The sequence below is a fragment of the uncultured Sulfitobacter sp. genome (genome assembly GCF_947500075.1).
Lineage (GTDB): Bacteria > Pseudomonadota > Alphaproteobacteria > Rhodobacterales > Rhodobacteraceae > Sulfitobacter.
Genome location: NZ_CANMQS010000003.1, coordinates 389,946 through 412,195 on the forward strand (window position 1 = coordinate 389,946; position 22,250 = coordinate 412,195).

Genomic DNA, 22,250 nt, shown 5'->3' on the forward strand with positions numbered 1-22,250 from the left:
TCCTCAGTTTGCCGTCAGGCGTTCAGACAGGTCTTGGGCCGCCGCGCGCGCCGTCGCCCGTGCCTTCGCATCTGAGAGCCACGCCCCCATCGCATCCTGCGCTGCCGCAGGCAGTGTATCAAGTTCGCTCAATGCCGTATCCAACGCACCTTCGCGTATCGCAGCTTCGGCGCGGGACAGGACCGCATCCGGGTCCGACCCTTCCCGTGGCGCCACCGACCGCGCCCCGAGGGAGCGGTTCAGAAAGCCGACAAAGCCGTCTTCGCCTGCCTGTTCACCGGACGCGCGCGCGGCGCCAAGGGCAGCGCGGGCGGATTCGGTGAACCCTGATTGCAGACCCGACAGCGTCGGCACCCCATCAGCAGCCGCGTCCGCCAGGGCAGCGGGAATATCGCTCACGCCATTCTCGGCCAGCACGGCCAGTGCGCCTTCAAACGGCACCCCTTCGGTGATCGCCGCAGACAGGTCTGTCAGCGCGCCCTGCACCACCGCCAGCCGCGCGGCTTCCGCGGTGGCCTGCTCAACACTCAGGGCGTTTTCAAGCAGCCGGTCCAGTTCTTCCTTCTGGGCCACAACAGAGGACTGGAGATCGGCAAGCTGGTTCTCATAGGCCGAAACATCCACCTCACCGGTGGTGGTCACGATGGGCCGGTTCACCAGCTCTGTCACCCGCTCATCCAGCGATGCAACCGTGCCGCTCAACCCGCCAAGTTCCTCCTGTAGGGGCGCAATATCAGGCATCTCGGGTGCGGCCGCATCGGCAAGTGCTGTTTCCAGTTCCGCAATCCGGTCGGATTGGGCGCTGATCGCCGATTGCAATGTGTCGTTGTTGGCGCGCAGGCCAAAGGCGTTCATCTCTGCCGCGATAAATCCAATCACACCGGCCGCCACACCACCCAAAACCAGCGGCCAGGGGCTCGCGCTCTTCTGCGGCGCAGGTGCGGGGGGTGTCGGCGCAGGGGTTGGTTGCGGCTTTGGTTTGGACACCTCAGCCGGTTTTGCCGCCTCAGGCTTGGCGGGGCTCTTTGCAGCTGCGTCCTTCGGCCTCGCCTCTGCTGGTTTTGCGGGTGCGGCTTCCTTGGGTTTGTCAGCCGTTGCAGGTTTCTTCTCTGCGGTGCTGGCAGGCTTTGCAGCCTCGGAGGCTTTGCTGGTGGCTGTCGCCGCAGCGCCTGGCGTTTTTGCCGCTGGTTTCTCGGGCGATTTCTCAGGCGCAGGTTTCGCGCTTTCGGCCACGGCTTTCGTGCTGGCAACAGCCTGTGCCACAGGATCGGGCTTCGTCTCAGCAGCACTTGCCTTGGACGCTCCAGCCATATCCGACGCCTTGGATGCTGGTTTTTTTGGTTTCGCCACGATCCCCACCTTTCCGATTCTGACCCACAGGCCGGATTGACTGCACGATCTTACCCGCCAACACAGGCGGGCTTCAAGGCAAGCTGGTCTCCCGCAACAGCTTTTCAACACCCCGGCGCATCTCAATGCCCGTTGGTTCAGCAGCAATGCGCAGTGCTGCAGGCCTGCCTGCTTCAAACGCTTCGGCAACAGCCGGGCTGATCGCCAGCACATGCGCCTGCGTCAAATCGCGCGCCTCTTTGGCAAACTGCCCGGCGATGCGGGGCGAAAAAAGGGGAACGATCACCGGTTTGTCCCCCTCCAGCACGCGCTGCGCCGCAGGGTCCAGCGGTTGGAGCGGCTGATCATACAGCACCTGCCGCGTGCATGGGATGCCCCGTGCTGTTAGCCGTTCTGCAATGTCACCGCGCTGATGCCGGCCGGACAGATGAACCAACGGACCCGCCGCATCCAACGCAGCCACCAGATCATCGGCCGTCTGCGCCACCTGCTGCACGCGCCAGCCCTTGGCCTCTGCCGCCTCTGCGGTCACAGCGCCCACACAGTACGCCCGACGCCCCGCGCCAACCGGCGCAAACCCCACAGCCTTGGCGGAGGAAAAGATCACGGCAGACGCGCCATCCAGATCGACCGCACCCTCCACCCCTTCGATCCGCAACAGCGGAGCGATGACAATATCGGTGGTTGCCAGCAGCCCAGCATCCAGTTGCGCCACAAACCGCGCCGCATCCGCCTGCGTCCGGGTCAGCAACAGCGATGAAGGGTGCGCATTGTTTGCCATGGCCTGCGGTGTTACCTGCCAGTGGAGGCCCATGCAAGCCGGGCACAACCAAGAGAAGACCGTGATGCGCGCACCCGAAACCATTCTGGGACTGGAAAGCAGCTGCGACGATACCGCCGCCGCCGTGGTCCGCCGTTTGCCGGATGGGACGGGGGCGGTGCTGTCCTCCGTGGTGGTGGGGCAGAACGATCTGCACGCGGCTTTCGGCGGCGTCGTGCCCGAAATCGCCGCCCGCGCCCATGCGGAAAAGCTCGATCACTGCGTCGAACAGGCTCTGACACAGGCCAAAATGCAGCTTTCTGAGGTGGACGCCATCGCCGTGACCGCAGGTCCGGGGCTGATCGGCGGGGTCGTCTCCGGCGTGATGTGCGCCAAGGGTCTGGCGGCGGCGACGGGCAAACCGCTCTATGGCGTCAACCATCTGGCGGGCCATGCGCTGACCCCACGCCTGACCGACAATGTGCCCTATCCCTACCTGATGCTGCTCGTCTCCGGCGGGCATTGCCAGTTTTTGCTGGTCTCTGGCCCTGATGATTTCACCCGGCTTGGCGGCACGATTGACGATGCACCCGGCGAAGCCTTTGACAAAGTCGCCCGCCTGATCAGCCTGTCCCAACCCGGTGGCCCCGCGATTGAGCAGGCGGCATTGAGCGGTGATCCCGCCCGCTTTGCCTTCCCACGCCCGCTGATGGATCGTGCGGGATGTGACATGTCCTTCTCCGGCCTGAAAACCGCCGTCCTGCGCGCCCGCGACACGCTGGTCTCGGCGCAAAGCGGCCTCACTCAGCAGGATCAGGCCGACCTTGCTGCCGGCTTTCAAGCCGCCGTTGTCGATGTCCTGGCCGGAAAAACCCGCCGCGCGCTGGCTGAAGTGGCGGACGTACAAACCATCTGCGTTGCCGGCGGTGTCGCTGCAAACAAGGCCATTCGCACTGTGTTAGAGACTGTTTCTCAAGACGCAAACGTCACTTTCCTCGCCCCACCCCTTGGCTTGTGCACGGACAACGCCGCGATGATCGCCTATGCCGCAGCCGAACAGGCCACATTGCGCGAGCCTGATGACATGACCCTCTCCGCCCGCCCGCGCTGGCCGTTGGACAAGCGGCAACCGGGCATGCTGGGCTCCGGCAAGAAAGGGGCCAAGGCATGAGCGTCGCGGTACTGGGTGCGGGTGCCTTTGGCACTGCGCTGGCGATTTCACTGGCAGGCAACGGTCCCGTCACGCTCTGGGCGCGGGCCCCGGCGGACATGCAGACACAGCGGGAGAATACCGCGCGGCTGCCCGGATGCCCCTTCCCCGATGCGCTCACCGTGACCGGCGATCTGGCGCAGGCAACAAAGGCCGATGCCCTGCTGCTCGCCGTGCCCATGCAGCAACTGCGCGGCTTCATCACCGAAAACGCCGCCCTGCTCGACGGCAAACCGCTTGTTGCCTGCTGCAAAGGTGTTGAACGGATCACCGGTCTGGGGCCCGTCGCGGTAATCGCCTCCTGCCTGCCCAGCGCCCAGCCTGCGATCCTGACCGGCCCCAGCTTTGCCGCCGACATCGCCCGTGGCTTGCCCACCGCGCTGACACTGGCCTGTGCGGATGAAAAGACCGGCACAGCGCTTCAGGAACAGCTCACCACGCAGAACCTGCGTCTCTACCGCACAACAGATACGGTGGGCGCGGAACTGGGCGGGGCGCTGAAGAACGTCATCGCCATCGCCTGCGGTACGGCCATGGGCGCGGGTCTGGGCGAAAGCGCGCGTGCTGCACTGATGACCCGTGGCTACGCGGAAATGCAGCGGCTCGCGGCGCATCTGGGCGCAGACCCCTCCACCCTTTCGGGTCTCAGCGGCTTTGGCGATCTGACGCTGACCTGCACATCCGATCAATCCCGCAACTATCGCCTCGGCCTGTCACTGGGGCGGGGCGAAGCGTTTGACCCCAAAATCACCGTAGAAGGGGCCGCGACAGCGCAGGCGGTGCATGCCCTTGCTCAAAAACACACCCTCGACATGCCCATCACCGCTGCCGTTGCAGGTCTGCTGGATCGGCGCTTAGATGTAACGACCGCGATGAAATCCCTTCTGGCGCGGCCTCTAAAGGAAGAATGATATGCTTGTTGCCTTGATCGCCCATGACAAACCCGGCGCGCAGGACCTCCGCGCGGCCAACCGTGACGCCCATCTGGCGCATCTGGGATCACAGCCCGAGATGATCGCGCAGGCAGGCCCGCTGCTGGACGATGACGGTGGCATGATCGGGTCGCTGATCATCATGGATGTGCCCGACATGGCCGCCGCCGAAAACTGGGCCGCCGCAGACCCCTATGCCAAAGCCGGGCTTTTTGCGTCGGTCACATTGCGCCCGTGGAAAAGGGTCATTGGCTGATGGCCTATTGGTTGTTCAAATCAGAGCCCAACACCTGGAGCTGGGACGATCAGGTCGCCAAGGGCGAGGCGGGTGAGGAATGGGACGGCGTGCGCAACTATCAGGCGCGCAACTTCATGCGCGCGATGAAACCCGGCGATCTGGGGTTCTTCTATCACTCGATGAAAGAGAAATCCGTCGTCGGCATTGTCGAGGTCATTGCACAGGCGCATCCCGACAGCACCACCGATGATCCGCGTTGGGAATGCGTGGACATCAAGGCCGTTCGGCCTTTTATAGAGCCTGTTTCGCTGGACGAAATCAAAGCCGATCCGCGCCTGGAAGAGATGGTGCTGGTCAAGAATTCCCGCCTGTCCGTGCAGCCTGTCACGGCTGAGGAGTGGGAAACCGTCTGCGCGATGGGCCAAACAAAACCATAGGCAAGTCCGACACATCGACCCATAATACGGGAAGATGAAGGAGGAACACAGGATGGGTATTCTTGCAGTGCTGGTGGCCGCCATCGCCGGATTTGCGTTCGGGGCGGTCTGGTACATGATGCTGGCCGGTCCATGGATGGAAGCCGCAGGGATCAAGGCAGGCCCGGACGGGCGGCCGGAGAACGACTCTCCCCTGCCCTATATCATGGCGGGTGTGGCGATGATCGTGGTTGCCGGCATGATGCGGCACACCTTTGCTCTGTCGGGGATTGAGACGATCGGCAAAGGGTTCCTGTCCGGTCTGGGCGTGGGGCTGTTTTTCATCAGCCCGTGGATCATGATCAACAACGGCTATGGGGGCAGGCCCTTCAAGCTGACGCTGATTGATGCCGGTTATGCAACGTTTGGCTGCGCGATCATCGGGCTGGTGCTGACGCTGTTCTAGGCGTCCGCTTCTGAAAAAAAGAGGGTCCTGACACGCCGCCAGAACCCTCTCTCACCCCGTGTGCTCCCAAGATCCCACACACGTCTCGAAATCCGTTCTGGCCTTCTGGCCGGAGCATGGTCTTACCCCGAACAACCGAATTCTCAAAGAAATCAATGCTTCAAAAGAAACACAAAAGCAAAACGCCCGCTTGATGAAGCGGGCGTCTGTGGTCCTCTGGGACTGTGATCAGCCGTAAACGGATTCTTTGCCGAAGTGCTTGGTCAGCATGTAGTAAACCACGGCGCGGTACTTGTTCCGCTCGGATTTGCCATAGGTTTCGATCACGCTGTTGATCGCTTCCATCAGGTTGGGACCGTCGGCCAGGCCCAGTTTCTTGATGAGGAAGTTGTTCTTCACTGTCTCCAGTTCCGATTCCTGGCTGCCTGCCACGGTTGAGGCGTCGGCGTTGTAGATCGACGGACCGCACCCGATGGTGACCTTGGTCAGCAGGTCCATGTCAGGTGTCATGCCACACTTGTTCTTCAGATCGTCTGCGTATTTTTCGATCCACTCGTCACGTTTGCCCATTGGAAGTCTCCCAGCTTGGTTATGTCTCTTGTTCAGCTTTCTTAGCTGCGCCGCAGCCTAGTCAGAAACGGGATCACCACAAAGGGAAAATTTGCCGCGTTCTCCCCGCACGGCAAATCCGCGCCATAAACCGGGTCTCTTCACCGCAGACAGGCCACGAGGATGCCCCGCAATTTCACATAATACGCCACAAAAACGACCCAGAGCTTACCTGTTATGGGACCCAGAGCAGATAGAGGATTTATAATGTCCCACTACAAACCAACCTTCGAGGAGCGCCTTGCGCGCCTTCACATGACAACAGCCGTCACGCCGCGCTGTGCCAAGAACCGGGCCGTCCGGCCCATGACCACGGTGGAGCGTGAACTCAGCATGCCGCCGCCGCAACCTGCGGGCGTGTTCAAGACCGTGATCGAAGCCAGCACGCTCAGTTCGCTGCTGCTTTTGGGGTTCGTCCTTTGACGGCCGCTCAGGTCAACGGCACAGGCCCCAGCCGGTATGCTGTAGATGAAAATGATCCGCATGCAGCCGGTTATACTCCGGCCCCAGTGTTACCCGAAACCACGTGCAGGAACTGTCCCGGATGTCCCGCAGGAAAGCTGCGCGCGCGTCTTGCCCTGTCCAGTGTTCAATCAGCCGGATCTGCCGCCCATCATCCAGCGTGACGCCGGCAATATCCACGGCATCGGCGGTGGCATGGGTGCTCATCCTTGGCGCGCCTGACCCGGTCGTCCGCATGGCCCGGCAATTGTAGCTGGACAGATGATTGATCCGGCGCACGCCAGTGCCCAGGTGTTCGCGCGCGGCAGGTTGTATGCCATAGCGGTCCCATGCCGCCAGCCTCAGCGCGGTCTGACAGCGCGTGTTCAACGGCTGCATGCGCGCGGTTGCCGTGCTCTGCAAAATGACCTGCGGGCGGATATGGCACTGCGCGCTTTCCTCCAGATCCGCAACCTTCTCAAAGATCGCACCCGTCTCTAACGCAGCCAAACAAGCCTGCGGATCGGCCAGCGCCCGCGCCATTTTCCACCGGGTCAACAGCGTCTCCGGCTGGGACAGATCAAACCCGACCAAAGGATTCCACGCTTCCGGCAGTGGGCTGCGCGGATGCACCAGCGCCTGCCAGATGCCCACGCCCAGCACCACGAAAAACGCCGCCCAGCGCAGGACGGGGCGGCGTTTTCTGTTCGGTTCGGGCGTCATGCGCAATCAGTAGCGGTAGTGTTCCGGCTTGAACGGACCGTCCGGGGACACGCCGATATAGGCCGCCTGCTCCGGGTCCATCTTGGTCAGCTTCACGCCGATCCGGTCCAGATGCAGCCGCGCGACCTTTTCATCCAGATGCTTGGGCAGGATGTAGACGTCGTTCTTGTACTCATCGCCCTTGGTCCACAGTTCCATCTGCGCCAGCACCTGATTGGTGAAGGAGGCGGACATCACAAACGACGGGTGGCCGGTGGCATTACCAAGGTTCAGCAAACGCCCCTCAGACAGCAGGATCAGACGATTGCCATTCGGCATCTCGATCATGTCCACCTGCTCTTTGATGTTGGTCCATTTGTGGTTCTTCAGGCTGGCGACCTGGATCTCATTGTCGAAGTGGCCGATGTTGCCGACAATCGCCATGTCCTTCATCTCACGCATGTGCTCGATGCGGATCACGTCCTTGTTGCCGGTGGTGGTGATGAAGATGTCAGCCGTGCCAACCACGTCTTCCAGCAGCACAACTTCAAACCCGTCCATCGCCGCCTGCAACGCGCAAATCGGGTCCACTTCGGTGACTTTCACCCGTGCACCCGCACCGGCCAGCGACGCGGCCGATCCTTTGCCCACATCGCCATAGCCCATCACAACCGCAACCTTGCCAGCCATCATGGTGTCTGTCGCGCGGCGGATGCCGTCCACCAGCGATTCCTTGCAGCCGTATTTGTTGTCGAACTTCGACTTGGTCACGGAATCATTCACGTTGATCGCAGGGAACGGCAGCTGGCCCTGTTTCACCAGTTCATAGAGCCGGTGCACGCCCGTGGTGGTTTCCTCGGACACACCTTTGATCTGATCGCGCATCTTGGTGAACCAACCGGGGCTGGCTTCCATGCGCTTCTTGATCTGGGCCTTGATCGCGACTTCTTCCTCGGAAGACGGCACAGCAATCACATCTTCGCCCGCTTCAGCACGTGCACCCAACAGGATGTAGAGGGTCGCATCCCCACCATCGTCGAGGATCAGGTTCGGGCCGTCATCAAACATGAACGACTTGTCCAGATAATCCCAATGCTCTTCCAGCGACTGGCCTTTGATCGCGAATACCGGAATGCCCGCTTCCGCAATCACCGCCGCCGCGTGGTCCTGGGTGGAGAAGATGTTGCACGACGCCCAGCGCACATCTGCGCCCAGCGCCACCAGCGTTTCAATCAGAACCGCTGTCTGGATCGTCATATGCAGCGATCCGACAATGCGCGCGCCTTTCAGCGGCTGCGCTTCGCCGTATTCGGCGCGCAGGGCCATCAGGCCGGGCATTTCGGTTTCAGCAATATCCAGTTCCTTGCGGCCAAAAGCAGCAAGGTTGATGTCTTTTACGATATAGTCGTTGGCCATGACGCGCACCTTTCAAGAAGTGTTTGCGCGCCTCTAACACCTTTGTGTTAAAGCCTCAATGCGACAGTCGGTACGTGGTTTCGGGGTGTTAATCCGCTAGCGACGCCAACAGCGCCTCACGGGCCGCACCCACCAGCCAGTCATCGCCCTGCGCCAGAACGCAGGCCACGCCGTTGGCGTCAAAATGGACCTTGGTCCAGGTGCCGGTCCGGGGAGAGGCCCATATCTGCTGCTGCGCCTTGTTCGGTGCAGCAACGGGCTCTTCCCCGTACCAATCAATCAACGATGCTCTTAACTCAGGGCCTGGCATACAAACGTCATTGGCCATAGCAGCTGTGGCCGTACTCATAAGGGTGCCGACTGTAAGCAGCGATAAAAAAACGCGCTTCATGTCAAACTCCTAACTCATTACTAAACTCAATAAAAAAGGTACTCGTTACACAGATCGTATCGTCTCAATATGTATGTGTTCGTGTGGGTTCAGAAATGGTTCAATCTATTTTTGGTTAAATTTTCGGGAGGGGCTTCATGGCCAAACAACCACGTGCCTGGCAGCGCATGTTATCAGGGCGCAGACTGGACCTACTGGACCCCACGCCCATGGATGTGGAGGTTGAGGACATTGCCCATGGCCTTGCCTTTGTCGCCCGGTGGAATGGTCAGACCCATGGCGACTATGCCTATTCCGTGGCGGAGCATTCTTTGCTGGTGGAAACCCTGTTCAGCAGGCTGGAACCCAAAGCGCCCGCCAAGTGGCAGCTGGCGGCCCTTCTGCATGACGCGCCGGAGTATGTGATCGGGGATATGATCTCTCCGGTGAAGGCCGCTGTCGGGCCGGGGTATGGGGCGCTGGATGATCGGCTGACATCGGCCATCCACATCCGGTTCGGCCTGCCCGCAGCACTGCCTGTGAAGATCAAGCGTCAGATCAAGAAAGCCGACCGGATCAGCGCCTGGATGGAAGCCATCCAGATCGCCGGCTTTGAAGAGGCTGAAGCGACCAAGTTTTTCGGCGCGCCGGATCCATCCGTGATGGAAGGTCTCTCCATCGTCCTGCGCCCCCCGGTTGAGACCCGCACTGCCTTCACCGCCCGTCATGCTGATCTGCTGGAGGCCTGCACATGATCACCGTCCGCCGTCCCATCCCGCTTGATCTGCCCGACATGGCACGGCTGTTGAATGAGATCATCGCCGAAGGCGGCACCACTGCCCTGACCCGTCCGGTGACGGGCGATGATCTGGCGGAGTGGATGCAGTTCTGCGCTGACCGCAATGCGTGGCACGTCGCGGTCGATGCGCAGGAAAAGGTCGTGGGCTTTCAGTGGATCGAACCCGAAGACAGCCTGCCTGCCGAGGCCGCCAACATTGCCACCTTCGTGCAGATAGGCCAGACCGGGCTCGGCATTGGTTCAAAGCTGTTCGATGCGACCCGCAAAGCCGCCAAAGCGATGCGGTATGTCTGGATCAACGCCAACATCCGTGCCGACAATGAGGGCGGGCTGATCTACTATCAAAGTCGCGGATTTCAGGATTACGGCCGGATCGAAGGCTACGAGATGGCGAATGGTCAGATCGTCGACAAATGTCTCAAGCGCTACGATCTGTAGGTCTTGGCTTTAGGTTTTGGTAATCTTTCCAAGCATCCCATGAACGCACCGCGCGTTAACGGTGTACAGGTTGTGTACAGCCCGTGACCCCCGATTTCCGGCAATTTACCGTGGCGACCGCTTCGCCAGAATCCGCTGCAATGTCCGCCGGTGCATGTTCAGCCGCCGCGCGGTTTCCGATACATTCCGGTCGCACAATTCATAGACCCGCTGGATGTGTTCCCACCGCACCCGGTCCGCGCTCATCGGGTTTTCGGGGGGTGGTGGCAGGTCATCGCCATTGGCCAAAAGCGCGTTGGTGATGTCGTTGGCATCCGCAGGTTTGGACAGGTAATCCGTGGCCCCGATCTTGACCGCCGCCACTGCCGTTGCAATGGCGCCGTACCCGGTCAGCACAACGACCCGCGCGTCCTCCCGCTTCTCCCGCAACACCTCCACCACGTCGAGGCCGTTGCCGTCTTCAAGCCGCAGATCAATTACCGCATAGGCGGGTGGCCGGGCCGTCGCGATGGCGCTTCCCGCCGCGACGCTGTCCGCGGTTTCCACTTCAAATCCGCGTTTCTCCATGGCCTTGGCCAGACGCCGCAGAAACGGCTCATCATCATCCACCAGAAGCAGCGAGCGATCCGCGCCCATCTCCGCCATTTCAGCCATCATTCTTCGTCCCTATGTCTTTGATCCATGCGGATACTTACCCTGATATGGTGCAGTAGGGGTCCGGGTCAAATGCCGCGCTGTCAGACGTTATCCACAAAGCACCCGATCTTGTCCGCCAACTCCTGCGGCGGCACTTCGCGGCGGAAGTATTCGACAAAGCCCTCGTCGGGCATCACGAGGTAGCTGAAGGTCGAATGATCCACCAGATATTCGCCATCCACGTCCGGATGTGCCTTGTAATATGTACGATACGCCTGGCTGGCCGCCTTCACCTGTTCTGGTGTGCCGGTCAGCCCGATCATCCTCGGGTGCATGACTTCCGCGAATTCCCCGACCACGTCCGGCGTGTCCCGCTTGGGGTCGATGCTGATAAAGACCGGCGTCACGCTTTGCCCGCGCTCCTCCATGATCTCCACCGCGGCGGCGTTGCGGTCAACGTCCAGCGGGCAGACATCCGGGCAATAGGTATAGCCGAAATAGATCAACGTCGGTTCAGTGATGACATCCTTGTCCGTCACCGTCTCCCCGGCGCCGTTGACCAGTTCAAACGGCCCGCCCAGTTCACCGGCAACGGTGGACGAACGGCATTGGGCGTACTTGTCATCCCCCTGCCCCCCAAGGGTCATCCAACCAATGACACCCAGAAATACGACGGCGACAGCAGCGGCGGCTATGGCAATGATTTTCATGGTCTCTCCTTGCGTGGACGTGCCCTTGTACGGGCGATATGGCACCCTTACGCTACATCACGGTTGGTGTAATGCCGAATAAACAAAAGGTGCGCAGATGACGCAGGCGAATATCCGGCCCCTGTCCGGGCGGAAGCGGGCCAACTGGATCCGTCTGCGGACCATGATTGTCCTGCGCTGGGTCGCGATCACCGGGCAGCTTGTGGCGATCACCGTGGCACAGCTGATCTACGGTCTACAGCTTGAACTGGGGCTGTGTTACCTGGCCGTTGGCGCATCCGTGGTGGCGAACCTTGTGGCCACCTTTGTGTTTCCCGAGAACAAGCGATTGTCGGAGCGGGAAAATGCCTCTCTGGTGTTCTTTGATGTCGTCCAGCTGGGTGTCTTGCTGTTCCTCACGGGCGGGCTGCACAATCCTTTCGCGCTGTTGCTTCTGGGGCCGGTGACGATCACCGCTTCCGCGCTCAGCCTGCGATCGACGATTGTGCTGTGCACCACAACAATGGTGATCGTTTCCATTCTGGCCGTCGCGCATATTCCACTGACCACCCAAAGCGGTGAGGTGTTGCGCATTCCGGGATTGTTTGTCTTCGGTCACTGGGTCGGTCTGATCATCGCGATCCTGTTTACCAGCGCCTATTCATGGCGCGTCACGACCGAGATCCACACCATGGGTGACGCATTGGCCGCCACGCAGATGGCGCTGGCGCGGGAACAGAAGCTGACCGATCTGGGCGGCGTTGTAGCGGCTGCGGCGCATGAGTTGGGCACACCGCTCGCGACGATCAAACTCGCCAGTGCAGAGCTGCTCAATGATCTCAAGGACCAACCTGATCTGGCAGAAGACGCGGCCCTGATCCGCGATCAGGCGGACCGGTGCCGGGTCATTCTTCATAACATGGGGCGCGCGGGCAAGGACGACGTGCTGTTGCGTCAGGCCCCTTTTGAAGCGGTGGTGATCGAGGCGGCGGAGCCGCATATGGATCGGGGCAAGACCGTCCTGATGGACATCGGGATGGACCCGCAGACCCGCAAGGAACAGCCCATCGTGCTGCGCAAGCCGGAGATCGTGCACGGGTTGCGCAACCTTGTGCAAAACGCTGTCGATTTCGCGGCAAGCGAGGTCTGGATCGAAACCCGCTGGTCAGAGACGGAGATTTCCCTGCGCATCGTCGATGACGGGCCGGGTTTTCCCTGGCAGGTGCTGGGCCGGATTGGCGATCCGTTTGTGCGTCAGCGCAGCCGCGCGCAGTCCGAAGGCAGCAGACCCGAATACGAGGGGATGGGGCTGGGTCTGTTCATCGCCAAGACGCTGCTTGAACGCTCCGGCGCGCAGCTGAGATTTGCCAATGGTCCCGAAGACAGCCCCCAGCCCAACCGGACCGGCGCAGTGGTAGAAGTGACATGGCCAAGAGCGGCGCTGGTCGTTGAAACAAGCGAAAACAGGCAGGCGCTGGGCCATAACCCACAGTTCAATCTGTAAGAAATTCCGGCGTTATTAAGAGCCTATTAACCATGAGACCGCATTTTGAACGTAATACGGTTTTAGGGTTCGATGGTGCAGATCTTGACAGACATACTTCTGGTAAGCGGCATTTCTGTTTTGACAGCGGCGCTTGCCCTTTGGTCCATTCAGCGCATTCCGGCGCGCCCTGTTGCGCAGCAGAACGGTTCAGCGGGGCCGGAGGCGGTCGCGCTGCTGTTTGAAAACGGCATCCTGCATCACGCCACCCAGACCGCCGCCCACACGCTTGAGATGGAACCGGGCACCCATGACTGGGAGGATCTTTGGGATACGCTGGTTGGCAGATTCCCCAACTTCCCCCGCATGGCCCACAGCGGGTCGCGGGGCAGCCAGACCCTGGATGCGGTGGACGGGCAGGACCCCGAACAGGTCCGCATCCGCTGGCGGGGTGATCTGTGTTGGGTATCGCTGTCTTCCGTCCCGCCGGAACAGGCACATACACCAGCCCAGCGCGCCGCTATCGGACATCTGGGAAATGCCGCCGCCAGCTCTCCCCATGCTGCATGGGCGGTTGATGGCGACGGCAACGTGATCTGGCAAAACGGGGCCTATTGCGCGCTGATCCAACGGCTCTTTCCGGATGAGGCACAACAATCCTTCTCGCCTTTTGAAACGCCTGATCCCGGCTCTGATCCGGTGCGCACCCAGCTCTTGCCACCGGATGGATCCCCCACCGAATGGTATGAAGTGACCTGCGAACCTGTGGGTGATGTGACCTATCTGCATGCCAAATGCGTAACCGCGCAATGTCAGGCAGAAGAGGCCAAACGCACCTTTGTCCAGACCCTCAGCAAGACCTTCGCACATCTGCCGACTGGCCTTGCCATATTTGACAGGAATGGACAGCTGGCGTTGTTCAACCCGGCGCTGGTTGATCTGACGGGCCTGTCGGCCGTGTTCCTGTCCGGACGGCCCACGATGATTTCCTTCTTTGATCAGCTGCGCGAACACAGGCGCATGCCGGAGCCGAAGAATTATGCCAGCTGGCGGGAAGAGATCGCCGATATGATCCTCGCTGCTGCCGATGGCCGTTATCAGGAAACATGGAGCCTTGAAGGCGGGCAGACGTTCAGTGTGCAGGGACGTCCGCACCCGGACGGGGCCACCGCCTTCCTGATTGAGGATATCAGCGCAGAGGTTCAGCTGACCCGGAACTTCCGGGCGGAGCTTGAACTGGGTCAGGCGCTGTTCGACAGTTTTGAAGAAGCGCTTGTTGTCTTCTCTCCTGCGGGTGTGCTGACCTTCAGCAATGATGCCTACCGCATCATGTGGGACCAGAACCCCGATGGCGCGTTTGCAGATGTCACCATCGCGGATGCCATCAGCGCCTGGCAGGACAGAGCCGCGGCTGACGCGCCATGGCCTGTGATTGCCGATTTCGTCAGCGGTGCAGAGCATCATCAACATAAGGAAGTCACTTTGCCGCTCAAGGATGCCACCACGCTGCGCTGCCGGATGCATGTGATCGCAACCGGCGCAAGACTGATCCGCTTTGATCGCAGTGATCCGCCCGCACAGCTGGCGCTTGAAAATGAAGCGACGCTGAGCGTCTGACCGCGCTTTGCCCTTGAAGCCCCGGACCGGCACCGCCACGATAGGGCAATGTCCGCGCCTCTCACCACATGCTCCTTCCACTCGGCTGAGGAAACCGCCCAAAGCGCCGCGCGTCTGGGTGCTGTGCTGGTGCCGGGAGACGTCATTTTGCTGACCGGTGATGTCGGCGCGGGGAAGACCCATTTTGCCCGCGCTTTGATCCAGTCCCTGCTTGTTGAACCCGAAGACGTCCCCTCCCCCACGTTCACGCTTGTACAGACCTATGACACCTCGAAGGGGGAAATCTGGCATGCCGATCTGTATCGCCTGACCAGCACGGCAGAGATTGAGGAGCTTGGCCTTTCAGACGCCTTTGAGAGCGCGATCTGCCTGATCGAATGGCCCGACCGGTTGGGGGATCTCCGCCCGGAGGATGCGCTTGATCTGACGCTGGCGCAGGCTGGGCAACAGGATGCGCGGCGACTGACTTGCAGGTGGGATAGCGACAGATGGGACGCGCGGGTAAAGGCATGGCTGACATGAGTTGCACTATCGCGTTTGACATATCTCCCCTATGGCCGACACCGCCCAATGGTGGACCTTCCCACGCAGGTCACCCGCTCAACTCCTTGCAAGGTCGAAGACGAGATGCCTGAAACCCCGTTCCCCGTCATGCTCTTCGCTGCTGGCTTTGGCACCCGGATGGGCGCGCTGACAAAAGACACACCCAAGCCCATGGTAAAGGTGGCAGGCCGACCGATGATCGACCATGCGCTGGGTCTGATTGAAACGGCGCAGACCGGGCGCGTGGTTGCCAATCTGCATTACAAGCCCGACGCGCTGCGCAGCCATCTTGAAGGGCGCAATGTCACCTGCATTCTGGAAACGCCCGACATCCTGGACACCGGCGGCGGGCTGCGCAATGCGCTTCCGACGCTGGGGGCAACGACCGTTATCACCATGAACTCTGACGCGTTCTGGGCCGGGCCCAATCCGCTGCCGTTGCTGATGGCCGCATGGCAGCCGGAGGTCATGGACGCGCTCTTGATGTGCGTGCCTTCTGATCGCGCTGTCGGCCGGAACGGACCTGACGATTTCGCTGCCGATCCCGCTGGCAGGCTGCAACGTGGGAGCGGGCTGGTCTATGGCGGCCTTCAGATCATCAAGACCGATCTCATGTCGCAGATGCCGCCCGGGGCATTCTCGCTCAACCGCCTGTGGGACGTGATGCTGCGCCAGGACCGCCTGTTTGGCACATCCTACCCCGGACATTGGTGTGATGTCGGCCACCCCGAAGGCATCACCCTTGCCGAAGACCTGCTGGCGGGCCGCCATGTTTGAACACGGCGCGCACCCCCGTGTGTTTGGCATCGCACCCGGTCTGGACTTTCCAGCGACCCTGATTGCGGGGCTGCGTACCCGTCTTGACGGGGGGCCGCCGGAACAGATCGCGCGGATTGATCTGATCGTGAACACCCGGCGCATGGCCCGCCGTTTGCGCGATATCTTTGATGCGGGCCCTGCCGGTTTCCTGCCGCGCATTCATCTTCTGACCAGCCTCGATGCGCTGATCCCGCACGCGGATCTGCCGCCCCCCTCCCCGCCTCTGCGGCGGCGGCTTGATCTGATACAACTCGTCTCGACCCTGCTGGATGCTGATGGACGGCTGGCACCGCGCACGTCGCTTTACGATCTGTCAGACAGTCTTGCCAAGCTGATCGATGAGATGCAGGGCGAAGGTGTCTCGCCCGCGGACATCGCAGCGCTTGATGTGACAGACCAGTCGGGGCATTGGGAACGGGCCAAGCAGTTCTTTGGCATAGCGCAACAATACCTTGGCCAGACCGGCAGCGCGCCAGATGCCGAGGCCCGTCAGCGGCAACTGACGCAGGCCCTGATCGCCGGGTGGGACGCACACCCGCCTCAGCACCCCGTCCTCCTGGCAGGGTCTACCGGATCGCGTGGCACAACGGCGCTTTTGATGCAGGCCGTCGCGCGGTTGCCACAAGGGGCTGTGGTGCTGCCCGGTTTTGATTTTGACATGCCAACTGCCGTTTGGGCGGATCTGGAGGATGCCCTGCTGTCCGAGGATCATCCGCAATATCGGTTCCGGCACCTGATGACCGCGCTTGACCTGCCCAAGGACAGCATCCTGCCCTGGCATGACACGCCGCCCCCGTCGGCGATGCGCAACAAACTTGTGTCATTGTCGCTGCGCCCCGCCCCGGTCACCCACGCCTGGTTGAGCGAAGGTCCACAGCTTTCCGGTCTTGAGGCGGCGACGAAAGACATGACGCTGGTTGAGGCCACCAGCCCGCGGCAGGAAGCGCTGACCATTGCATTGCGGCTGCGCAAGGCCGCGCAGGAGGGGCAGACCGCCGCCCTGATCACGCCGGACCGGATGCTCACGCGGCAGGTCACCGCAGCGCTGGATCGGTGGAACATTCTGCCCGATGACAGTGCTGGCACGCCTTTGCACCTGTCACCGCCCGGTCGTTTTCTGCGCCATGTCGCCGGGTTGTTCCGTGCGCAGCTGGATGCGGAGACGCTGCTGACGCTTTTGAAACACCCGCTGACCCACGCCGGTGCAGACCGGAACCTCCACCAGCTGCACACCCAGCGGTTGGAGATGCAGATCAGACGGGATGGGCTGCCCTATCCTGACGCGGGAGGGCTGGAGCGGATCGCCAGCCGGGCGGCGCGCAAACTTGATGCGCCTGATGATTTCCAGCGGTGGACCACATGGGTTTCGGATGTGTTCTGCGGGCAGGATGGTGTCAGGACAGATGATCTTTCAGAGTGGGTGACACGGCATCTGGAACGTGCAGAACGGATCGCATCAGGCTCTAAATCTGCCAATCCAGACCCGCTTTGGCACAAACATGCGGGGCGCAAGGCGCGCGAGGTCATGGATGATCTGGCGGCCCATGCAGATCACGGCGGTCAGATGTCCGCTGCGGATTACACCGATCTTGTGGGGGCGCTGCTGTCTGCGGCGGAGGTCCGCGACCGCGACGCGCCGCATCCCAGGATCATGATCTGGGGCACGCTGGAGGCGCGCGTGCAGGGCGCGGATCTGGTGATCCTTGGCGGGCTGAACGACGGCACATGGCCCGAAGCACCGCCGCCTGATCCCTGGCTCAACCGGACAATGCGCAAGGATGCAGGGCTGTTGTTGCCCGAACGCCGCATCGGATTGTCTGCCCATGACTACCAGCAGGCGATTGCCGCACCCGAGGTTTGGCTGACCCGCGCGATCCGCTCGGATGAGGCAGAGACCGTACCGTCACGCTGGCTCAACCGTTTGGGCAATCTGTTGACCGGGTTGCCGGATGCCGGTGGGCGCGCCGCATGGGATGCGATGCGCGAACGGGGGGAGGATTGGCTGGCGCAGACGGCGGCGCTGGAACAGATCACGCCAACCGCTGGAGCGTCCCGCCCCGCGCCCCGTCCTCCCGCCGGCGCCCGTCCGCGCAAACTGTCGGTGACGGAGATCAAGAAACTGATCCGTGACCCTTATGCGATCTATGCGCGCCACGTCCTGGGGTTGCGTGCGATTGATCCGCTTGTGCCCGCCCCGGATGCGCCGATGCGCGGGATCGTCGTGCACAAGATCATGGAAGAGTTCATCAAATCTGTCGCGGATGACATCACGCTGCTGACCACCGCCCATCTGATGGAACATGCCGAAGCCGTATTGACCCGCGAAGTACCCTGGCCCGCAACCCGCGCGATGTGGCTGGCGCGGGTTGAGCGGATTGCCGAGTGGTTCATCGACCATGAGAGCGCCCGGCAACGATACTCGCGTCCCGTCGCGTTTGAAGAGGGGGCGCGCGGCAGTTACCTTTTCAAAGACATCGGTTTTGAGATCATCGGCTTCGCCGATCGGATTGACATGACCGACAACGGAGATGCGCTCATCTACGACTACAAGACCGGTGCGCCACCTACGAAGAAAGAGCAGACGTATTTCGACAAGCAATTATTGATCGAGGCTGCGATGGTCGAAGAAGGCGCCTTTGCTGGCCTTCCCCCTACCCCCGTTGCGGCGGCAATTTACATTGGATTAGGGTCGAATCCAGATGAAATCAGCGCGCCATTGGACGATGAACCACCTGCCAGGGTGCTCGCCGGTTTGCACGCGCTGCTCACGGCCTATCTTGCGCCGGATCGCGGGTTTCTGTCCCGCAGGATCGTACAGACTGAAGGCGCGCAGGGTGAGTTTGATCAACTTGCCCGATATGGGGAATGGGATGGCACCGACCTGCCCGTGCCGGAGGATCTGACATGATCTTCGATGACGCCACCCGCGCCCAGATTGAGGCCGCGCGCCCGGATGCCTCGACGTGGCTGGCGGCCAATGCCGGGTCTGGGAAGACACGGGTTTTGACAGATCGGGTGGCGCGTCTGCTGCTCGACGGGGTGTCGCCCCAGCATATTCTGTGCCTGACCTATACCACCGCCGCGGCGTCAGAGATGCAGAACCGCTTGTTCCAGCGGCTGGGGGCGTGGGCGATGCTGGACGACGCGAAACTGCGCAAAGCGCTTGTTGAGCTTGGCATCGAAACAGAACTGTCCCCGCCCGTCCTGCGGCAGGCCCGTACCCTGTTTGCATTGGCGATTGAAGCGCCGGGTGGGTTGAAGATCCAGACCATCCACTCCTTCTGCGCGGCGCTGTTACGGCGGTTCCCGCTGGAGGCAGGCGTCTCCCCTCAATTCACGGAGATTGAGGACCGCGCCGCAGAGTTGTTGCGCGCAGAGATTGTCGATCAGATGGCAGAGGGACCGGAGGCGGGTTTGATCCGCGATATGGCCCGCATCAACAGTGGTGAGGATTTCAGCAGGCTCACGCAGGCGATCACCGGCAAACGCGATCAGTTTGAGGGTGATCTGCGTTTTGAAGACGTCCTGACAACGCTGGGCCATCCCGCCACGCTGACTGACGACGCCGTTGCAGACATGGCATTTGTTGGCGGGGAACAGGCACTGATCAGCCGTATCCTGCCGCATCTGACGGCAAAAGGCGGGAACGACGGAAAAGCGGCGGATGTCCTGCGGGAGGTTGGGAGGTGCGATCTGACCACCCTGCCCCTGCTGGAATCCGTCTTTCTGACCAAAAGCGGTGCGGCACCCTACACTGCCAAGTTTTCAACCTTCCCGACAAAACCCACACAGAAGGTCATCGCGGATGACCTCGACGCACTGCACGGGTTCATGCAGCGGGTTGAGGACGCGCGTGATGCGCGGATTGCGCTGGTATCGGCGCGGAACACTGTCGCTTTGCACAGGTTTGCACATGCTTTCCTGCACCGCTACGCCACGGCGAAACAGGCGCGCGGGTGGCTGGATTTCGATGACCTGATCCTCAAGGCCCGCGCCTTGCTGACCGATCCTGCAACTGCGGCCTGGGTGCTTTACCGGATTGACGGCGGGATCAGCCATGTTCTGGTGGACGAAGCCCAGGATACATCGCCACGGCAGTGGGATGTGATCAAGGCTTTGACAGCAGAGTTCCACAGTGGCGAAGGCATGCGTGCCGATGTCGATCGCACGATGTTTGTGGTGGGCGACAAGAAGCAGTCGATCTATTCCTTTCAGGGTGCGGATCCGAGGGAGTTTGACCACAAGGCTGCCTATTTCGAAGAGAAGTTCACCGGGGCCAGCAAGATCTTCCAGCGCCGCAGTCTTGAGTATTCATTCCGCTCCTCAAGCGCGATTCTGCGCTGTGTAGACACTGCTTTTGATCCGCGCAGGCGGGACGGGTTTGACCGGGATTCGCTGCACAGGGCGTTCAAGGATCAATTGCCGGGGCGCGTGGACCTCTGGCCGCTGATTGACCCGTCTCCCGCGGAGGAAGACACGCCCTGGACAGACCCTGTCGACCGGCTCAGCCCGCGTCATCACCATGTGATCCTGGCAGAGAAGATCGCCGATCAAATTGCGACCCTGATACAGGGTGAAAACTACATTCCGGATGAGAAGAAGGGCCAGCAAACGCCCATTAAACGGCGCATCACGGCGGGTGATTTCCTGATCCTTGTTCAGCAGCGCAAACAATTGTTCGCAGAGATCATCCGCGCCTGCAAAGCGCGGAATTTGCCCATTGCCGGCGCGGACCGTTTGAAAGTGGGCGCAGAACTGGCCGTGAAGGATCTGGCCGCTTTGCTGTACTTCCTCACTACGCCGGACGATGATCTGGCGCTGGCCACGGCGCTGAAATCGCCACTGTTGGGGTGGGATGAACAGGCGCTCTATACGCTGGCGCAGGGGCGGCCCAAAGGGCAGGTCTTGTGGCAACGCCTGCGGCATCAAGAGGAAACACATCCCGAGACGCTTGCGATACTGTCTGATTTGCGCGGGCAGGTCGACTTTCTGCGCCCCTATGATCTGATCGAACGCATTCTCACCCGCCATCAGGGCCGCGCCCGCTTGCTTGCAAGGCTGGGCGCAGAGGCGGAAGACGGCATTGACGCGATGCTGGCGCAGGCGCTGGCCTATGAACGCACGGAGGTTCCCAGCCTGACGGGGTTCATCGAATGGCTGCGGACAGATGATCTGGAAATCAAACGCAAGATCGACAGTGCGTCGGATCAGATCAGGGTGATGACAGTGCATGGCGCCAAAGGGTTGGAAGCGCCGATTGTGATCCTGCCGGATACGATGGCGCGAACCGCCTCGGTCAAGGATCAGATCGTGTCACTGGGTGCATTGCCCGTATGGAAACCGAACAAGGACGAACAGCCCACCGCGATCCGCCTGCGGCTGGAAGAGATGATCGCAGCCCAGCACGAAGAGCGGTTGCGGCTTTTGTATGTTGCCATGACCCGGGCAGAGAAATGGCTGATCGTCGCCGCCGCCGGGAAGATGTCGTCCAAGGACAGCGGGTGGTACAAGATCATGCAGGAAACGCTGGACCACATGAACGCCGTTGAAGTGGACGGGGGTGCAACGCTGCGCTTTGAAGAAGGTGATTGGGACGGGCTGGAGGTTGACGTATCGCCGCCAAGAACCGCCCAGAACCCCAAGTTAGACACTGTTTTCAACGCGCAATTGCCGATATTCGCGTTGGAAACCCCTGCCCTTTCACCATCCGATCTGGGGGGTACAAAAACCCTTGGGGGTGAAAGCGAAACGGACCGTGATGCCGCGATGGCTTTTGGCTCGATGGTGCACCATTTGCTCGAAGTCCTACCCGCCCTGCCTGCACCATCCCGGCGGACAGCAGCGACGCGCATTGCACAGAGAGAACTCCCCCAGGACGCCGGGCGCGCTGTTGAACAGGCTCTGGCGGTTCTGGATGATCCCAAACTCGCACATCTCTTTACGCCCGACACATTGGCCGAAGTCCCCGTCACCGCGCAGATCGGGAACGCCCGTCTGCACGGCATCATTGACCGCTTGGTGGTGGAGGACACCCGCGTGATGGCGATTGATTTCAAGTCCAACCAAACCGCGCCGGCCTCCGCCGCCGCCTGCCCGGATGGAATCCTGCGCCAAATGGGGGCCTATGCGCTCATGCTTGGGCAGATCTATCCAGACAAGATGGTCGAGACGGCTGTTTTATGGACAGCGACACGTGCGCTCATGGTACTGCCACACGACGACGTGATATCGGCGCTGTCTGGGTCACCATATCTTGACGCGCCCCCTCCCCGTTCATAGGTTCACACCTCAACAACATCCGCTGTCAGGAGAGAGC

Annotated in this window: 22 protein-coding genes; 14 read left to right on the top strand and 8 right to left on the bottom strand. The window is 61.3% G+C overall.

All coding sequences use genetic code 11. The features are described 5' to 3' along the window. Nucleotides 1–3: 3 nt before the first annotated feature. Both Q1A91_RS11775 and Q1A91_RS11780 read right to left on the bottom strand, forming a co-directional pair. Nucleotides 4–1,311 carry a hypothetical protein gene (locus tag Q1A91_RS11775; RefSeq protein ID WP_299877169.1) on the bottom strand — a complete coding sequence of 436 codons (1,308 nt, stop codon included), beginning with the start codon at nt 1,309–1,311 and terminating at the stop codon, nt 4–6. Between the two features lie 112 nt (nt 1,312–1,423). Continuing rightward, nucleotides 1,424–2,131, bottom strand: a complete 708-nt coding sequence (locus tag Q1A91_RS11780) for a uroporphyrinogen-III synthase (RefSeq protein WP_299877172.1) — start codon at nt 2,129–2,131, stop codon at nt 1,424–1,426. A gap of 64 nt (nt 2,132–2,195) precedes the next feature. On the opposite strand from Q1A91_RS11780, the gene tsaD reads away from it, so the two are divergent. The 5 genes from tsaD to Q1A91_RS11805 are packed head-to-tail and all read left to right on the top strand — an operon-like array spanning nt 2,196 to nt 5,372. After that, the gene (gene tsaD, locus Q1A91_RS11785; protein ID WP_299877175.1) at nt 2,196–3,281 is read left to right on the top strand and encodes a tRNA (adenosine(37)-N6)-threonylcarbamoyltransferase complex transferase subunit TsaD; all 1,086 of its coding nucleotides are present in this window, start codon (nt 2,196–2,198) and stop codon (nt 3,279–3,281) included. Beyond that, entirely contained in the window at nt 3,278–4,231 is a 954-nt protein-coding gene (locus Q1A91_RS11790) for an NAD(P)H-dependent glycerol-3-phosphate dehydrogenase (protein ID WP_299877178.1), read from the top strand. The genes tsaD and Q1A91_RS11790 overlap by 4 nt, the downstream gene beginning before the upstream one ends. A gap of 1 nt (nt 4,232) precedes the next feature. Continuing rightward, the gene (locus Q1A91_RS11795) at nt 4,233–4,508 is read left to right on the top strand and encodes a YciI family protein (protein WP_299877180.1); all 276 of its coding nucleotides are present in this window, start codon (nt 4,233–4,235) and stop codon (nt 4,506–4,508) included. Further along, on the top strand, nt 4,508–4,927 hold the full coding sequence (locus Q1A91_RS11800; RefSeq protein WP_299877183.1) for an EVE domain-containing protein: 420 nt from the start codon (nt 4,508–4,510) through the stop codon (nt 4,925–4,927). The genes Q1A91_RS11795 and Q1A91_RS11800 overlap by 1 nt, the downstream gene beginning before the upstream one ends. A gap of 52 nt (nt 4,928–4,979) precedes the next feature. Next, nucleotides 4,980–5,372 (top strand): DUF1761 domain-containing protein, encoded by a 393-nt coding sequence (locus Q1A91_RS11805; protein WP_299877186.1) that lies wholly within the window; start codon nt 4,980–4,982, stop codon nt 5,370–5,372. A gap of 228 nt (nt 5,373–5,600) precedes the next feature. Here Q1A91_RS11805 and Q1A91_RS11810 read toward each other — a convergent pair whose 3' ends face one another. Further along, on the bottom strand, nt 5,601–5,942 hold the full coding sequence (locus Q1A91_RS11810; RefSeq protein ID WP_299877189.1) for a DUF2853 family protein: 342 nt from the start codon (nt 5,940–5,942) through the stop codon (nt 5,601–5,603). A gap of 246 nt (nt 5,943–6,188) precedes the next feature. On the opposite strand from Q1A91_RS11810, the gene Q1A91_RS11815 reads away from it, so the two are divergent. Then, nucleotides 6,189–6,404, top strand: coding sequence for a hypothetical protein (locus tag Q1A91_RS11815; protein WP_299877191.1), 216 nt, complete (start codon nt 6,189–6,191; stop codon nt 6,402–6,404). Between the two features lie 12 nt (nt 6,405–6,416). On the opposite strand, the gene Q1A91_RS11820 is transcribed toward Q1A91_RS11815, so the two are convergent. The 3 genes from Q1A91_RS11820 to Q1A91_RS11830 form a co-directional block, all read right to left on the bottom strand. After that, a complete protein-coding gene (locus tag Q1A91_RS11820; protein WP_299877194.1) occupies nt 6,417–7,145 on the bottom strand; it encodes an extensin family protein in 729 nt (242 codons plus the stop codon). 6 nt (nt 7,146–7,151) lie between these two features. Beyond that, entirely contained in the window at nt 7,152–8,540 is a 1,389-nt protein-coding gene (gene ahcY / locus Q1A91_RS11825) for an adenosylhomocysteinase (RefSeq protein WP_299877198.1), read from the bottom strand. Between the two features lie 88 nt (nt 8,541–8,628). Continuing rightward, complete coding sequence (locus Q1A91_RS11830) at nt 8,629–8,823, bottom strand: S-adenosyl-L-homocysteine hydrolase (protein WP_299877201.1); 195 nt, start codon at nt 8,821–8,823, stop codon at nt 8,629–8,631. A 245-nt stretch (nt 8,824–9,068) separates the two neighbouring features. Here Q1A91_RS11830 and Q1A91_RS11835 point away from each other — a divergent pair, with 245 nt between their 5' ends. Together Q1A91_RS11835 and Q1A91_RS11840 are read left to right on the top strand one after the other, a co-directional pair. After that, on the top strand, nt 9,069–9,665 hold the full coding sequence (locus Q1A91_RS11835; protein WP_299877204.1) for an HD family hydrolase: 597 nt from the start codon (nt 9,069–9,071) through the stop codon (nt 9,663–9,665). Beyond that, nucleotides 9,662–10,147, top strand: a complete 486-nt coding sequence (locus Q1A91_RS11840) for a GNAT family N-acetyltransferase (protein WP_299877207.1) — start codon at nt 9,662–9,664, stop codon at nt 10,145–10,147. The genes Q1A91_RS11835 and Q1A91_RS11840 overlap by 4 nt, the downstream gene beginning before the upstream one ends. A gap of 105 nt (nt 10,148–10,252) precedes the next feature. On the opposite strand, the gene Q1A91_RS11845 is transcribed toward Q1A91_RS11840, so the two are convergent. Both Q1A91_RS11845 and Q1A91_RS11850 read right to left on the bottom strand, forming a co-directional pair. Then, complete coding sequence (locus tag Q1A91_RS11845) at nt 10,253–10,801, bottom strand: ActR/PrrA/RegA family redox response regulator transcription factor (protein ID WP_299877746.1); 549 nt, start codon at nt 10,799–10,801, stop codon at nt 10,253–10,255. A gap of 83 nt (nt 10,802–10,884) precedes the next feature. After that, complete coding sequence (locus Q1A91_RS11850) at nt 10,885–11,493, bottom strand: SCO family protein (RefSeq protein WP_299877210.1); 609 nt, start codon at nt 11,491–11,493, stop codon at nt 10,885–10,887. A 97-nt stretch (nt 11,494–11,590) separates the two neighbouring features. Here Q1A91_RS11850 and regB point away from each other — a divergent pair, with 97 nt between their 5' ends. The 6 genes from regB (at nt 11,591) to addA (ending at nt 22,213) form a co-directional block, all read left to right on the top strand. Then, nucleotides 11,591–12,976, top strand: coding sequence for a sensor histidine kinase RegB (gene regB, locus Q1A91_RS11855; RefSeq protein ID WP_299877213.1), 1,386 nt, complete (start codon nt 11,591–11,593; stop codon nt 12,974–12,976). Nucleotides 12,977–13,060: 84 nt separating this feature from the next. Continuing rightward, the gene (locus tag Q1A91_RS11860; protein WP_299877216.1) at nt 13,061–14,572 is read left to right on the top strand and encodes a PAS-domain containing protein; all 1,512 of its coding nucleotides are present in this window, start codon (nt 13,061–13,063) and stop codon (nt 14,570–14,572) included. A 48-nt stretch (nt 14,573–14,620) separates the two neighbouring features. Continuing rightward, a complete protein-coding gene (gene tsaE / locus Q1A91_RS11865; RefSeq protein WP_299877219.1) occupies nt 14,621–15,094 on the top strand; it encodes a tRNA (adenosine(37)-N6)-threonylcarbamoyltransferase complex ATPase subunit type 1 TsaE in 474 nt (157 codons plus the stop codon). A gap of 105 nt (nt 15,095–15,199) precedes the next feature. Next, nucleotides 15,200–15,892: a nucleotidyltransferase family protein gene (locus Q1A91_RS11870; protein WP_299877749.1), complete on the top strand. Its 693-nt coding sequence runs from the start codon at nt 15,200–15,202 to the stop codon at nt 15,890–15,892. Continuing rightward, nucleotides 15,885–18,842: a double-strand break repair protein AddB gene (addB, locus tag Q1A91_RS11875; protein WP_299877752.1), complete on the top strand. Its 2,958-nt coding sequence runs from the start codon at nt 15,885–15,887 to the stop codon at nt 18,840–18,842. Before Q1A91_RS11870 ends, addB begins: the two co-directional genes overlap by 8 nt. Then, the gene (addA, locus tag Q1A91_RS11880; protein WP_299877221.1) at nt 18,839–22,213 is read left to right on the top strand and encodes a double-strand break repair helicase AddA; all 3,375 of its coding nucleotides are present in this window, start codon (nt 18,839–18,841) and stop codon (nt 22,211–22,213) included. The genes addB and addA overlap by 4 nt, the downstream gene beginning before the upstream one ends. Nucleotides 22,214–22,250: the final 37 nt, after the last annotated feature.

What these genes read in the sequence shown, in the direction of transcription:
- Q1A91_RS11775 (WP_299877169.1), bottom strand. Translation starts at nt 1,311, where the DNA reads ATGGCTGGAGCGTCCAAGGCAAGTGCTGCTGAGACGAAGCCCGATCCT.
- Q1A91_RS11780 (WP_299877172.1), bottom strand. Translation starts at nt 2,131, where the DNA reads ATGGCAAACAATGCGCACCCTTCATCGCTGTTGCTGACCCGGACGCAG.
- tsaD (WP_299877175.1), top strand. Translation starts at nt 2,196, where the DNA reads ATGCGCGCACCCGAAACCATTCTGGGACTGGAAAGCAGCTGCGACGAT.
- Q1A91_RS11790 (WP_299877178.1), top strand. Translation starts at nt 3,278, where the DNA reads ATGAGCGTCGCGGTACTGGGTGCGGGTGCCTTTGGCACTGCGCTGGCG.
- Q1A91_RS11795 (WP_299877180.1), top strand. Translation starts at nt 4,233, where the DNA reads ATGCTTGTTGCCTTGATCGCCCATGACAAACCCGGCGCGCAGGACCTC.
- Q1A91_RS11800 (WP_299877183.1), top strand. Translation starts at nt 4,508, where the DNA reads ATGGCCTATTGGTTGTTCAAATCAGAGCCCAACACCTGGAGCTGGGAC.
- Q1A91_RS11805 (WP_299877186.1), top strand. Translation starts at nt 4,980, where the DNA reads ATGGGTATTCTTGCAGTGCTGGTGGCCGCCATCGCCGGATTTGCGTTC.
- Q1A91_RS11810 (WP_299877189.1), bottom strand. Translation starts at nt 5,942, where the DNA reads ATGGGCAAACGTGACGAGTGGATCGAAAAATACGCAGACGATCTGAAG.
- Q1A91_RS11815 (WP_299877191.1), top strand. Translation starts at nt 6,189, where the DNA reads ATGTCCCACTACAAACCAACCTTCGAGGAGCGCCTTGCGCGCCTTCAC.
- Q1A91_RS11820 (WP_299877194.1), bottom strand. Translation starts at nt 7,145, where the DNA reads ATGACGCCCGAACCGAACAGAAAACGCCGCCCCGTCCTGCGCTGGGCG.
- ahcY (WP_299877198.1), bottom strand. Translation starts at nt 8,540, where the DNA reads ATGGCCAACGACTATATCGTAAAAGACATCAACCTTGCTGCTTTTGGC.
- Q1A91_RS11835 (WP_299877204.1), top strand. Translation starts at nt 9,069, where the DNA reads ATGGCCAAACAACCACGTGCCTGGCAGCGCATGTTATCAGGGCGCAGA.
- Q1A91_RS11840 (WP_299877207.1), top strand. Translation starts at nt 9,662, where the DNA reads ATGATCACCGTCCGCCGTCCCATCCCGCTTGATCTGCCCGACATGGCA.
- Q1A91_RS11845 (WP_299877746.1), bottom strand. Translation starts at nt 10,801, where the DNA reads ATGGCTGAAATGGCGGAGATGGGCGCGGATCGCTCGCTGCTTCTGGTG.
- Q1A91_RS11850 (WP_299877210.1), bottom strand. Translation starts at nt 11,493, where the DNA reads ATGAAAATCATTGCCATAGCCGCCGCTGCTGTCGCCGTCGTATTTCTG.
- regB (WP_299877213.1), top strand. Translation starts at nt 11,591, where the DNA reads ATGACGCAGGCGAATATCCGGCCCCTGTCCGGGCGGAAGCGGGCCAAC.
- tsaE (WP_299877219.1), top strand. Translation starts at nt 14,621, where the DNA reads ATGTCCGCGCCTCTCACCACATGCTCCTTCCACTCGGCTGAGGAAACC.
- Q1A91_RS11870 (WP_299877749.1), top strand. Translation starts at nt 15,200, where the DNA reads ATGCCTGAAACCCCGTTCCCCGTCATGCTCTTCGCTGCTGGCTTTGGC.
- addB (WP_299877752.1), top strand. Translation starts at nt 15,885, where the DNA reads ATGTTTGAACACGGCGCGCACCCCCGTGTGTTTGGCATCGCACCCGGT.
- addA (WP_299877221.1), top strand. Translation starts at nt 18,839, where the DNA reads ATGATCTTCGATGACGCCACCCGCGCCCAGATTGAGGCCGCGCGCCCG.